The organism is Pseudomonas sp. EA_65y_Pfl2_P78 (assembly GCF_963970495.1).
Taxonomy (GTDB): Bacteria; Pseudomonadota; Gammaproteobacteria; order Pseudomonadales; family Pseudomonadaceae; genus Aquipseudomonas; species Aquipseudomonas baetica_A.
The window spans coordinates 278684-291381 of record NZ_CAXAON010000001.1 but is presented as its reverse complement, the minus strand read 5'-3'; the positions used below and the strand labels follow the sequence as shown (position 1 = coordinate 291381).

Annotated in this window: 10 protein-coding genes; 7 read left to right on the top strand and 3 right to left on the bottom strand. The window is 58.7% G+C overall.

Annotated elements, in window-relative coordinates; translation table 11 throughout:
• Positions 1–63 precede the first annotated feature (63 nt).
• A complete protein-coding gene (locus AACY02_RS01330; RefSeq protein WP_339430424.1) occupies positions 64–1848 on the bottom strand; it encodes a GspE/PulE family protein in 1785 nt (594 codons plus the stop codon).
• A gap of 92 nt (positions 1849–1940) precedes the next feature.
• A complete protein-coding gene (locus AACY02_RS01325) occupies positions 1941–2279 on the bottom strand; it encodes a hypothetical protein (protein WP_339430423.1) in 339 nt (112 codons plus the stop codon).
• Positions 2280–2405: 126 nt separating this feature from the next.
• Between AACY02_RS01325 and AACY02_RS01320 the strand changes: the two genes are divergently transcribed.
• Positions 2406–2870 carry an Lrp/AsnC family transcriptional regulator gene (locus AACY02_RS01320; protein WP_221734057.1) on the top strand — a complete coding sequence of 155 codons (465 nt, stop codon included), beginning with the start codon at positions 2406–2408 and terminating at the stop codon, positions 2868–2870.
• 93 nt (positions 2871–2963) lie between these two features.
• Here the strand turns inward: AACY02_RS01320 and AACY02_RS01315 are convergent, their stop codons facing one another.
• Positions 2964–4334: a CYTH domain-containing protein gene (locus AACY02_RS01315; protein ID WP_221734056.1), complete on the bottom strand. Its 1371-nt coding sequence runs from the start codon at positions 4332–4334 to the stop codon at positions 2964–2966.
• 156 nt (positions 4335–4490) lie between these two features.
• Here AACY02_RS01315 and argE point away from each other — a divergent pair, with 156 nt between their 5' ends.
• The 6 genes from argE to ssuE all read left to right on the top strand — a co-directional run bounded on the left by argE (position 4491) and on the right by ssuE (position 12643).
• Positions 4491–5645, top strand: a complete 1155-nt coding sequence (gene argE, locus AACY02_RS01310) for an acetylornithine deacetylase (protein WP_339430422.1) — start codon at positions 4491–4493, stop codon at positions 5643–5645.
• A 184-nt stretch (positions 5646–5829) separates the two neighbouring features.
• Positions 5830–7131, top strand: a complete 1302-nt coding sequence (gene argA / locus AACY02_RS01305) for an amino-acid N-acetyltransferase (RefSeq protein ID WP_339430421.1) — start codon at positions 5830–5832, stop codon at positions 7129–7131.
• Between the two features lie 562 nt (positions 7132–7693).
• Entirely contained in the window at positions 7694–9019 is a 1326-nt protein-coding gene (locus AACY02_RS01300; RefSeq protein WP_339430420.1) for an OprD family porin, read from the top strand.
• A gap of 411 nt (positions 9020–9430) precedes the next feature.
• Entirely contained in the window at positions 9431–10777 is a 1347-nt protein-coding gene (locus tag AACY02_RS01295) for an OprD family porin (RefSeq protein WP_339430419.1), read from the top strand.
• Between the two features lie 297 nt (positions 10778–11074).
• A complete protein-coding gene (locus tag AACY02_RS01290) occupies positions 11075–11713 on the top strand; it encodes a peroxiredoxin (RefSeq protein ID WP_339430418.1) in 639 nt (212 codons plus the stop codon).
• Between the two features lie 336 nt (positions 11714–12049).
• Entirely contained in the window at positions 12050–12643 is a 594-nt protein-coding gene (gene ssuE / locus AACY02_RS01285; protein ID WP_339430417.1) for an NADPH-dependent FMN reductase, read from the top strand.
• Positions 12644–12698 lie beyond the last annotated feature (55 nt).

Sequence of the window (12698 nt, the reverse complement as noted above, 5' to 3'; positions counted from 1 at the left end):
GGTTGCGATGGCGCCAGTGTAACGGCGTGGCCCGGGCTTAAGAACAGCTTGATGGCAATCTGATTATTTGTGCTCGCTCTGCGGCGTCACCCGCAGCACCTCCTCAATCGTCGTCAACCCTGCCGCCACTTTCTGTGCGCCGGACAGGCGCAAGCTGCGCATGCCTTCCTTGAACGCCTGGCGGCGGATCGCAGTGAGGTCGGTGTCCGGGGTGATGAAGGCTTTGAGGCTGTCGCTCAGTTGCATGATTTCGTAGACCCCCGCGCGGCCGCGATAACCGGTGTCGCGGCACTCCAGGCAACCGATGGCGCGATGGGCACTGCCCGGCAGCGGCGCCTGCCAGGGGCGGGTCAGGGTTTGCCAGTCCTCATCTTCGAGTGTCAGCGGCGCCTTGCAATGAGGGCACAAGGTGCGCACCAGTCGTTGCGCCATGACCCCGAGTACGGTGGCTTTGATCAGGTAATGCGGTACGCCCAGTTCGAGTAAACGGCTGATCGCACTCGGTGCGTCGTTGGTGTGCAAGGTCGACAGCACCAGGTGCCCGGTCAGTGCAGCCTGAATCGCCATTTCGGCGGTTTCGAGGTCGCGGATCTCGCCGATCATGATGATGTCCGGGTCTTGCCGCATCAGCGCGCGCACCCCGGCGGCGAAACTCAGATCGATGTTGTGCTGCACCTGCATCTGGTTGAATGCCGGCTCGACCATTTCGATGGGGTCTTCGATGGTGCAGAGGTTGACCTCCGGCGTCGCCAGCTTCTTCAGCGTGGTGTACAGCGTGGTGGTCTTGCCCGAACCGGTCGGCCCGGTGACCAGAATGATGCCGTTGGGCTGTCGGGTCATGTCCTGCCAGCGGCGCAGGTCGTCGGCGGAAAAACCCAACTGATCGAAGTTCTTGAGCAGCACTTGCGGGTCGAAGATGCGCATGACCATTTTTTCGCCAAACGCGGTGGGCAGCGTTGATAACCGCAACTCGACTTCACCGCCGTCCGGGGTCTTGGTCTTGACCCGGCCGTCCTGGGGTTTGCGCTTTTCGGCGACGTTCATCCGGCCGAGGCTTTTCAGGCGGCTGACAATCGCCATCGTCACCTGTGGCGGGAATTGATAGACGTTGTGCAGCACCCCATCAATGCGAAAACGCACCGTGCCTTGCTCGCGGCGCGGTTCGATGTGGATATCACTGGCGCGCTGTTGAAAGGCGTACTGGAACAGCCAGTCGACGATGTTGACGATGTGCGCGTCGTTGGCGTCCGGCTCCTGATCGCTGGCACCGAGGTTGAGCAGTTGCTCGAAGTTGCCCAGGTTACCGTTCTGCTGATCGCCGCTGCTCGCGCCGCTGACCGATTTGGCCAGGCGAAAGAACTCGACGCTGAAGCGCTGGATATCTACCGGGTTGGCGACCACCCGTCTGATCGGCAGCTTCAGTACGTGAGTCAGGTCGGCTTCCCAGCCGTTCACATAGGGCTGGGCGCTGGCCACGGTCACCGAGTCGCGGTCGACTCCAACCGCGAGGATCTTGTGCCGTTGGGCAAAGGCGTAGGACATCAGCGGGGTGATGGCGGCGACGTTGATCTTCAGCGGATCGATGCGCAGGTACGGCTGGCCGGCCTGCTGCGCCAGCCACAGGGTCAGGCTTTCAAGATCGAGGTGCTTGCCCGGACGGCTGAGGTCGTCCAGTTGTTGGCTGGCGATGAACTCCAGCGGGTGTATCTGACCGTGGGCGGCATGACGGCGGCGCGCAATCAGCGCCTGCTCCGCCGAGTCCTGGCTGATGAAGCCTTGGGCGACCAGTTCGCGCAGCACATCGTTGAGTTCCAGCCAGCGGTCCTGAATAGCGAGTTGAACGGACATGCGGGCTTCCTTTTAAGCGACGTTGCGCCAAAGGATAGTCGCGGCCCGGCAGACCGTTGGGCCACTACCCGACGAAGCCGTTGCCGGATTTGTCAGCCGGCAGCCTGCGCTGGCGCCTCCCACGCGCTGTCGGCGTTTTGCAGATTCACCGAGCAGACGCTGATCAGGTTACGAAGCTTTTGCGCGATGACCTGAGCGCGATGCCAGCTCAGGCCGCCCATGATCAGATCGATCGACAGCAGATCGTCCAGCCGCTGCACGTTGACCTGCTCGGGCGTGAGCAATTGCAGTGCGAACAGGTTCAGCACTCGCACCAGCAAATCCGGCTCGGCCTCGGCGAGGATCTGATAGTGCGCCAGGCAATGGGCGTTGCTGACGTTCCAGACGTCGGCGCGGGTGGGTGGGGGGGTTACGGCTTCGAGGTGCGGCATGACGAGTCTCCAAAATCGCTGGAGGAATTTTTACATTCGGTGCCGGGTATTTCTTATCTATGATTGGCGTTAATGGCGGCTGATCGGGAAGATCAATTCGCAAAGTTGTCTATTTGAGGTTTTTTTATGCATAGCGAACTGGACGGCTACGACCGCAAGATTCTCGCCCTGCTGCAAGAGGACGCTTCGCTGTCCAGTGCGCAGATCGCCGAACAGGTGGGGCTGTCGCAATCACCGTGCTGGCGGCGGATTCAGCGGATGAAGGAGGAAGGGATCATTCGCGGGCAGGTGACGTTGCTGGATCGCAAGAAAATCGGCCTGAACACGCAGATCTTTGCCGAGATCAAACTCAATGCGCACGGGCGTTCGAACTTCACCGAATTCACCGAAGCGATTCGTGGTTTTCCGCAAGTGCTGGAGTGTTATGTGCTGATGGGCGCGGTCGACTTTCTGCTGCGCATTGTTGCGGCCGACATCGAGGCCTATGAGCGGTTCTTCTTCGAGAAGCTGTCGCTGGTGCCGGGGATTCAGGAAGTGAACTCGATTGTGGCGTTGTCAGAGATCAAGTCCACAACGAGCCTGCCGGTTTGAGTTTTCAGGCGTCTGTAATGGCCTCTTCGCGAGCGGGCTCGCACACATTTGGAATGAGTTTCCCTGTGTGCGACCCTGCTCGCGAAAGCGGTGTTACATGCGCAGCAGCATTTTCCACGCGCGATTCTGATAAACCGCAATCGCCTGCTGCTTGCGCGCATCGAGCAATTCGTCAGTGATGGTCGGCTCGTTGGCCAGTTGCGCCAGTTTGTTCAGCTCGCCGTACAGGCGATCCATTTCCGGGATCTCCAGCACGTTGCGCGCGTGGTGCAGCCAGACCTGAATGCGCTCGATACGCGGCAGTTGCTCGGCCAGATCTTCCGGCTGTTGCTGATAGCGCTGCAATTGCAGGGACGTGGCTTCTTCGCCCAACAGGCGCGGCAACCAACTGTGCAACTGCGCGCCACCCTGACGATTGCCACGCGTGTTGCGCTCGGCGGTCCAGGTGCGGGCCAGCAACCAGCGCGAGGTGTTCAGCGAGAACAGGCCCCAGCGTGGGTCTTGGAGTTCTTCGAGGAACTGCTCCGGCGCGGCTTTGCGCACGTCTTCGTCTTCGATACCGGCCTGAACCAGCGGACGCCAGTCTTCCAGCAATGCATCCAGCGCGACGCGCAGGTCGTGGGTCGATGGACGCGGCGCAGCCTGACCGAGGCTGCTGAGCAGGGCGCGCATTTCCGCCAGGTTTTCGACCCAGTCCAGCAACAGGCGCCAGTGACCGTTGAAACGGTACTGTTCAGCCAGACGCTGGCTGCTGCCGAGCAAGTGCCAGCACAGCGCGGCGAAGGCGTCGTCCAGTGGCGTTTCGGTTGTCAGTTGCGGCGCCGGCAGGCTCAGCGAGTAGCTGTTGGCGTCATATAGACGGTAGCCACGCTCGGCCTTGCTGATGTCGCACGGCATCAGAGCCAGGGTTTCGGCCAGTTCGGCGGCCAGTTCCAGCAGCGCGGCAGGCTCGCCTTCGCGCAGTTCCAGCTCCAGCTCGCAGATTTCTTCTTTCTGTTTGCCGACCACGACGTGGCCCAGATCCAGCGCGGCTTCGATGACCACTTTGCTCTTGCCACGGCCCCAGGCGATTTCGGCGCGCTCGCGAACGAAATCGGTGGTGAAGATCGGCTTCAGGGTTTTCTTGTCCAGTTCGGCCAGTTCCTCGGGCCAGCATTCGCCGTCGAGTTTCTTCACGTCGAGCTTGGCTTTGGGCAGGTTCCAGTCGTATTCGTTACGCTCGGACAGACCGGCAACGCTCTGGCCACGGGTCTTGAGGGTCTGAATCACCTCATCGCCATCCTTGCGCAGGCGCAGGGCAACTTTGGCCTGGGCCAGATCGCGCTCGGGGGTGTCGAAGTACTGGTTCATCAACTCACGGCGTTCCCAGCCACTTTTGTTGCGTTTTTTCAGTAGCGGGTGCTCGCGCAGGGCAGCGAGGGTTTCGCGGCTGACGCGGAGTTTGATTTCGGTTTCTTTCTGCATGGCCGGAAAATCCAGGATCGGGAGCGCAGCCGGGGGAATGTGTGGCTGCCAAGGCCGTGCAGTGTACAGGACTGATTCGTCCTACGCCCTGCGGCGGTTTATTCCTGGCGCCGGATGGTTCTATGATGGACTTCAACTCGGGAGTTGGAGTCAGCGATGCCTTTGCCGTCCATGAAAGACCAGTTCACTGCGCTGATTGCCGCGCCGTCGGTCAGCTGCACCCAACCGAACCTGGATCAGTCCAACCGGGCGGTCATCGATCTGCTTGCCGGCTGGCTGGGTGATCTGGGTTTCAGCTGTGATATCCAGCAGGTCACTCCCGGCAAATTCAACCTGCTCGCCAGTTTCGGCAGCGGCCCCGGCGGGCTGGTGCTGGCCGGGCACAGCGACACGGTGCCGTACGACGATGCGTTGTGGCAGACCGATCCGCTGACTCTCACCGAAGTCGATGGCCGCTGGGTCGGTCTGGGCAGTTGTGACATGAAGGGCTTCTTCGCCCTGATCATCGAAGCCGTGCGCCCGCTGCTCGACCAACCGTTCAAGCAACCGCTGCTGATCCTCGCCACTTGCGATGAAGAGAGCTCGATGTCCGGCGCCCGTGCGCTGGCCGAGGCTGGGCGGCCGCTGGGCCGTGCTGCCGTGATCGGCGAGCCGACCGGGCTCAAGCCGATCCGCATGCACAAAGGCATCATGATGGAGCGCATCGACATTCTCGGGCAGAGCGGCCATTCGTCGGATCCGCGCCTGGGCCACAGCGCCCTCGAAGCGATGCACGATGCCATCGGCGAACTGCGTGGCCTGCGCCTGCTGTGGCAGCGTGAATTCAACAACCCACAGTTCAGCGTGCCGCAACCGACGATGAACTTCGGTTGCATCCATGGCGGCGACAACCCCAACCGTATCTGCGGCCAGTGTTCCCTGGAATTCGACCTGCGCCCGTTGCCGGGCATGGACCCGAACGTGCTGCGCGCCGAGATTCTGCGCAAGCTCAACCCGGTCGCCGAACGGCATCAGGTGAAGATCGACTACAAACCGTTGTTCCCGGAGGTGCCGCCGTTCGAGCAGGCTGAAGATGTCGAATTGGTGCGTATTGCCGAAAAGCTCACCGGTCACCGTGCCGAAGCAGTAGCGTTTGGCACCGAAGCGCCTTATCTTCAGCGCCTGGGCTGCGAAACCATCGTGCTCGGCCCTGGCGACATCGCTTGTGCGCATCAGCCCGGCGAGTACCTTGAAATGTCACGTTTGCAGCCTACCGTGCATCTATTGCGACAGTTGATTGAACATTACTGCCTGAGCCCGGACAAACCCTGATGTCTCCTTGCGGGAGCGGGCTGTGTTTTGTCCGATCAAACGCTGTAAATTGCCAACATCCCAACCCGTATTCATGAGGAGAGCGCGCGTGTCGCCAAGCCTGTTCCGACGATAACCACCAGCCCGCTGTGCGTTTTCCGTTTCGCCCTTTTTTCCGGCTGCTATTTATTACAGGCCCAGGTTCATGCCCGAATACGTTAATTGGCTTCGTCACGCGTCCCCTTATATCAATGCCCACCGCGATTGCACCTTCGTCGTCATGCTGCCCGGCGACGGCGTTGAGCATCCGAATTTCGGCAACATCGTCCACGACATCGTGCTGCTGCACAGCCTCGGCGTGCGTTTGGTGCTGGTGCACGGTTCGCGTCCGCAGATTGAAACCCGCCTCGCCGCTCGCGGCCTGACTCCGCATTACCACCACGGCATGCGCATCACCGATGCGGCGACGCTGGAATGTGTGATCGACGCCGTTGGCCAACTGCGGATCGCCATCGAAGCGCGCCTGTCGATGGACATGGCTTCCTCGCCCATGCAGGGCTCGCGTCTGCGCGTGGCCAGCGGCAATCTTGTTACCGCGCGGCCGATCGGTGTGCTGGAAGGGGTCGACTATCACCACACCGGCGAAGTGCGCCGGGTCGACCGCAAGGGCATCAACCGTTTGCTGGACGAGCGTTCGATTGTGTTGCTGTCGCCGCTGGGGTATTCGCCGACCGGCGAGATTTTCAACCTGGCTTGCGAAGACGTCGCTACTCGCGCCGCCATTGACCTGGGCGCCGACAAGTTACTGCTGTTCGGCGCTGACCTTGGCCTGATCGACGAGAACGGCAAACTGGTGCGTGAGCTGCGCCCGCAGCAAGTACCGGCGCATTTGCAGCGTCTGGGCAGCAGCAATTATCAGGCGGAGTTGCTCGATGCCGCCGCTGAAGCCTGCCGTGGCGGCGTTGCGCGCAGCCATATCGTCAGTTACGTCGAGAACGGCGCGCTGCTGACCGAACTGTTCACCCGTGACGGTGGCGGTACGTTGGTGGCCCAGGAGCAATTCGAGCTGGTACGCGAGGCGGCGATTGAAGACGTCGGCGGCTTGCTCGACCTGATCAGCCCGCTGGAAGAGCAAGGCATTCTGGTGCGTCGTTCGCGCGAAGTGCTGGAGCGCGAGATCGAGCAGTTCAGCGTGGTTGAGCGTGAAGGCATGATCATCGCCTGTGCGGCGCTGTATCAGATTGCCGAATCGGATGCCGGCGAACTGGCCTGCCTGGCAGTAAACCCGGAGTACCGCCACGGCGGTCGCGGTGATGAACTGCTGGAGCGCATCGAGACTCGTGCCCGGGCCCAAGGCTTGAAGACATTGTTCGTCCTCACCACGCGTACTGCGCACTGGTTCCGTGAGCGTGGGTTTGAGCCAAGCAGCGTTGAGCGTCTGCCGGCAGCGCGGGCCTCGTTGTACAACTTTCAGCGCAATTCGAAGATCTTCGAAAAGACGCTTTGATTCATCAGGGGGTGGGGAGCCGGTACAGGCTGCAAGCTCCCCATCCCATCGTGTTTCTTCTGACACTCTCCTCCTGATTTCCCACCACTGAAAACGACGTCTGAATCGAGCCGGGTCATGCCGGCAAGGACGGCGGCTGCGCTGTGAGCGGAAAAAATCTTCCGATACACAAACTGTAACAATTGACCCGGATAGTGCGCTGGGTTGGCTGTTGGGGTGACGGAATTGTGTCTGGATTGCTTCAGTGCAAAACGGACTAAACAGGATGCTCTTAATACCCTTCAGGAATTGACTGGCGCGTTGTCGTGGGGAGCACCATAGCGCGCAAATGCGGGGTTCAAATTCCTAAAGGGTATTAGAAAAGAAGGTATCCATTCTTTTCAGGTTCATGACGAATTCATGAACCTGCATGGACCAAAAAACCGGAGATTAGACCATGGTCGTAGACACACAAAGTTACGATTGACTTGTGGGTCACGCTCTGGCGCTAATCGCGAACCTTCGGACTCGGGCATCGATCCGGGCCAGGAAAACAAGAATTAGAAACGAGAGGAGCTTAACAATGAATAAGTCCACTTTGGCCGTGGCTGTGGCCGTAGGGGTTTTGGCGCAGCAGGCAGGCGCCGCGGGTTTCATCGAAGACAGCAAGGCGTCCATCAGTTCTCGCACCATGTACTTCAATGCCGACAATCGTGACGGCGGATCGGATCAGAAAGAAGCCGCGCAGGGCTTCAAGTTTGATTACCTGTCCGGTTTCACTCAAGGCACGGTCGGTTTTGGTCTTGATGTCCAGGCGCTCAGCGGTATTCACCTGGACGGTGGCCGTGGTCATCACCCAAACAATAATTCGTTCAATCCAAGTGATTCCGACGGCTCGGCCACGCAGTCGTGGAGCCGCATCGCAGGTAACGTCAAGGCACGTCTGTCCAAGACCGAAGCTCACTTGGGTGGCGCGCTGCAACCTAGCTTGCCGATTCTGGTCGCGAACGATAGCCGTCTGCTGCCTCAAACCTTCGAGGGTGGCACGATCACCTCCAAGGAAATCGACAACGTCACCTTCAACGCCGGTCAGCTCGAGCACGCGGTGGGTCGCGCCTCGTCAAACAGTACCGGCCTGGCCGTGGCCGGTGGTACGCAGGATAGCAATCAGTTCCGCTATGCCGGTGCTGACTGGAAGGTCACCAAAGACCTGACCCTGCAGTACTACCACTCGAACCTGAAAGACTATTACAAGCAGAATTTCTTCGGTCTGGTGCACGTTCTTCCGATCAGCACCAACCAGTCGTTCAAGACCGATATCCGCTATTTCGACAGCAGCTCCGACGGCAAGAACGGCGAAGCCGGCTATCAGTTCAACAACAACAACGGCTATGCCAAGAACGCCGGTGAAGTTGACAACAAAACCTGGAGTGCGATGTTCACCTACACCTTGGGTGGCAGTGCCTTCCTGGTGGGTCATCAGCGCGTCAACGATGACGGGGGTTTCGTCTTCCTGAACCAAGGCAACGTGGTCGATGGCAATGGTCGTAACGAAGGTGCGGGGGGCGCGAGCTTCTACCTGTTCACTGATGCGATGGTCAACAGCTTCATTCGTGCCGGTGAAAACACCACGTTCGGTCAATACAGCTATGACTTCGCTGCGCTGGGCGTGCCTGGCCTGAAAGCCTCGGTTGCCTACTTGTACGGTGATGACATCAAAGCCAAGAACGGTGGCGCCGATCAGTCCGAGTGGGAACGTGACCTGCGTGTGGACTACACCATTCAGCAAGGTGCTCTGAAAGGGTTTGGCACGACGGTGCGTCATGGTACTTACCGTGGCAGCGGTACCGGCATCGCCAGCCAGGATCAAACGCGTCTGATCTTCAACTACACCTATAGCTTCATGTAAAAAGTTCTCGAAAAAGAACCTCGCCCTTTGGCGAGGTTTTTTTTGCGTTTTTTTTGATATTCCTTAATTAGAGCTTCTAATTGTTTTTTATTCTTTTTTGCTTTTTATGCGGGGGGCTAAAGTGAGCCCGTCCGGAGCCGGTGATCTGCCCGGTGTTTTGGCCATTTTGTCCCTCGACAATCCTGGCATTCAGGAATCGGCGCTTCAGCCGATACCTCGGATCGGTGGTGCGTTTGTATATACCCTAACGCTATGAAAAAGAGCTGGATAATTCTTTTTGGGATTATGCCGGGGTATTCTTCCGCGGCTTTGGCTGGGGGGTAAACGGCCAGCCGCGAATGACACGTTGAGGATTGCGGGCAATCGATCCGCAACCGCCAACAAAAGAACTGGAAACGATAGGAGCGATACATGAACAAGTCCACCTTGGCCCTGGCTGTGGCCGTAGGGGTTTTGGCGCAGCAGGCAGGCGCCGCCGGTTTCATCGAAGACAGCAAAGCTACCTTGGGGCTGCGTAACTTCTACATCAATAACGATAACCGTGACTCGGGTGCTCACTCCACCCAGAGCAAAGCTGAAGAATGGGGCCAAGGCTTCGATCTGCGCTTCATCTCCGGTTACACCCAAGGCACCGTCGGTTTCGGTATCGATGCCATCGGCCTGTTGGGCGTGCGTCTGGATTCGGGTGGCGGCACCAATGGGGCAACCAGCAGCACGTCGTACGGCGGCACGGTTTTCCCAAGTGAGTCCAATGGCAAAGCGGTTAACAACTTCTCCAGCCTGGGCCTGACTGCCAAAGCCAAGATCTCCCAGACTGAACTCAAGCTCGGCACCCTGCAGCCAAAGCTGCCAGTCATCGTGACCAACGATGGCCGTCTGCTGCCGCAAACCTTTCAAGGTGGCCAGATCACGTCCAACGAGATCAAAGACCTGACGCTGATTGGCGGTCAGATCGAAGCTGTGAAGGGGCGTAACTCCAGCAATAACGAGAACCTGGCCATTGGCGGTGCAAGTGCTCGTACGGCTAACAGCAACAAGTTCATCTACGCCGGTGGTGATTACAAAATCACCAAAGACCTGACTGCCCAGTACTACTACGGCAATCTGGAAGACTTCTACAAACAGCACTTCCTGGGCCTAGTTCACAACTGGGCAATCGGCCCTGGCGTGTTGAAATCGGACTTGCGTTATTTCAACAGCTCCGATGACGGCTTGAACGGCCACGACTCGGCTTATTTCAGTAACGGTAACTACACCGGTTTCAATGCGGGTAAGGGCAAAGTCGACAACAACCTTTACAGCGGCTTGTTCCTGTATAGCGTTGAAGGTCATACCTTCGGCGGCGGCTACCAGGTCAGCAACGGCAGCAGTGACTTCCCTTGGCTGAACCAGGGTGATGGGTCCTCGGCTTACATCACCACCGACATGCAGATCGCCAAGTTTGCCCGTGCTGGCGAACGTACGTGGCAGGCTCGCTACTCCTATGACTTCGCCAAGGTTGGCGTGCCTGGCCTGACCGCGGGTGTGGTTTACCTGCGTGGCGATAATATCGACACCGTGGGTAAAAATGGCCGTGAAAACGGCCACGGCAACTCCGAGTGGGAACGCGACCTGACCATCGGTTACGTCGTACCGCAAGGTCCGCTGAAAAACGTTGGCGTGATGTGGAAAAACGCTATGTGGCGCAACGACATCCCAGGTCAGCGTGACCAGGATGAAAACCGCCTGATCGTCAGCTACTCGATCCCGCTGCTGTAATCGCGCGTCTCGATTCGCTGAAGTAAAAAAAGCCCCGTCCGGCATCGCGCCGGACGGGGCTTTTGCGTTTTCGAGTCAGACTCACCCCCGTAAGCCCTCCCCGAAGTTCCACTCTTTTGCAGCTACTCAAGGCCTTCTCGAACCTTGCGAGCGATGTTCGGCGCGATGCCCTCGAGCGTCCAGTGAACGATGTTTAATATTCTTTTTTGGTATTGATGTCTTCTTATTTATTCTTTTATTAAAGGACGAAAGCCGAGCTACAGTTTAGGTCTCCAAACATTGATCAGGAGCAGCATCATGAGCCTCAGACTCGGCGACATCGCCCCCGATTTCGAACAAGACTCCAGCGCCGGCAAGATTCGTTTCCACGAATGGCTCGGCGATAGCTGGGGCGTGCTGTTCTCTCACCCGGCGGACTTCACCCCGGTGTGCACCACGGAGCTGGGCTTTACCGCCAAGCTCAAGGACGAGTTCAGCAAACGTGGCGTCAAAGCCATCGCACTGTCGGTCGACCCGGTGGATTCGCATCAAAAGTGGATCGAAGACATCAACGAAACCCAGAACACTCTCGTCAACTTCCCGATCCTGGCCGATGCCGATCGCAAGGTGTCGGATTTGTACGACCTGATCCACCCGAACGCCAGCGACACCTTGACCGTGCGTTCGCTGTTCGTGATCGATCCGAACAAGAAGATTCGTCTGACCATCACCTACCCGGCGAGCACCGGGCGCAACTTCCACGAGATTTTGCGGGTGATCGATTCGCTGCAACTCACCGACAACTACAAAGTGGCCACACCGGCCAACTGGCAGGACGGTGATGAGGTGGTGATCGTGCCGTCGCTCAAGGATGAAGACGAGATCAAGCGGCGCTTTCCGAAGGGCTACCGCACGGTGAAACCCTACCTGCGCCTGACGCCGCAGCCGAACAAGTGAATCAATGAAGTTTGCGGTGTAGCCACCACCGCTTTCGCGAGCAAGCCCACACACATTTTGAAATGCGTTCCCCCCCCCTGTGGGAGCGGGCTTGCTCGCGAAGGCGTCAGTTCAATCAGCACAGGGTTCAGCATTTTCAGCACCCAACAGCAGGGGATTTCAGGCCGTTTGACGGCCTGTTTTTTTGCCTGGGGGAACGTCAATCGCATAGCTCTAAAGTGCATAACCAAATAAATAAATATGATTTATGGATATATAAATCAACTGGTAAGGTCACTCACATCGACGCGAGATCGCATCCTGCGAATCGCCTGTAACGCTTAAGGAATGGTCTCAATGCTGGTCGTCTCTCTCGGTGGCAGTCCCAGCCTGCGCTCCCGCTCCGGGGTGCTGCTGGAGCGCTCGCAACGCTGGTTGCAGGCGCAAGGGGTGGAAGTGGTGAGTTATCAGGTGCGGGACTTTCCCGCCGAAGATTTGCTTCACGCCCGTTTCGACAGCCCGAAGGTACTCGACCTGCTGGCGCAGATTGAAAACGCCGACGGCCTGCTGATCGCCACGCCCGTATACAAGGCTTCGTTTTCCGGTGCCCTGAAGACCGTGCTGGACCTGCTGCCCGAGCGCGCCTTGCACCACAAGGTTGTTTTGCCGATGGCCACGGGCGGTAGCATCGCCCACATGCTGGTGGTCGATTACGCGCTCAAGCCTGTGCTGTCGGCATTGAAAGCCCAGGAAATGCTGCAAGGGATTTTTGCCGAGGACAGCCAGATCGCTTACGGCCAAGGCAGTGCCGTGGCGCAACTGGCGCCGGCGCTGGAGCAGCGTCTGCATGAGGCGCTGGAGCAGTTTGTCAGCGCCATCGCCCGCCGACCGAAGCCGCTGGAGCCGGGCCTGTTGAATGAACGTTTGTTGAGTGCTCGCTGGAGCATTTGAGCCGATTGTCCAGATACATCGAAACATGAAGTACTCGCCTTACTCGCCCGCCAAC

Bases quoted from the DNA above. Each gene is read 5' to 3' on its own strand.
- AACY02_RS01330 (WP_339430424.1), bottom strand. From the start codon at position 1,848: ATGTCCGTTCAACTCGCTATTCAGGACCGCTGGCTGGAACTCAACGAT.
- AACY02_RS01290 (WP_339430418.1), top strand. From the start codon at position 11,075: ATGAGCCTCAGACTCGGCGACATCGCCCCCGATTTCGAACAAGACTCC.
- AACY02_RS01300 (WP_339430420.1), top strand. From the start codon at position 7,694: ATGAATAAGTCCACTTTGGCCGTGGCTGTGGCCGTAGGGGTTTTGGCG.
- AACY02_RS01325 (WP_339430423.1), bottom strand. From the start codon at position 2,279: ATGCCGCACCTCGAAGCCGTAACCCCCCCACCCACCCGCGCCGACGTC.
- AACY02_RS01315 (WP_221734056.1), bottom strand. From the start codon at position 4,334: ATGCAGAAAGAAACCGAAATCAAACTCCGCGTCAGCCGCGAAACCCTC.
- ssuE (WP_339430417.1), top strand. From the start codon at position 12,050: ATGCTGGTCGTCTCTCTCGGTGGCAGTCCCAGCCTGCGCTCCCGCTCC.
- AACY02_RS01320 (WP_221734057.1), top strand. From the start codon at position 2,406: ATGCATAGCGAACTGGACGGCTACGACCGCAAGATTCTCGCCCTGCTG.
- AACY02_RS01295 (WP_339430419.1), top strand. From the start codon at position 9,431: ATGAACAAGTCCACCTTGGCCCTGGCTGTGGCCGTAGGGGTTTTGGCG.
- argE (WP_339430422.1), top strand. From the start codon at position 4,491: ATGCCTTTGCCGTCCATGAAAGACCAGTTCACTGCGCTGATTGCCGCG.
- argA (WP_339430421.1), top strand. From the start codon at position 5,830: ATGCCCGAATACGTTAATTGGCTTCGTCACGCGTCCCCTTATATCAAT.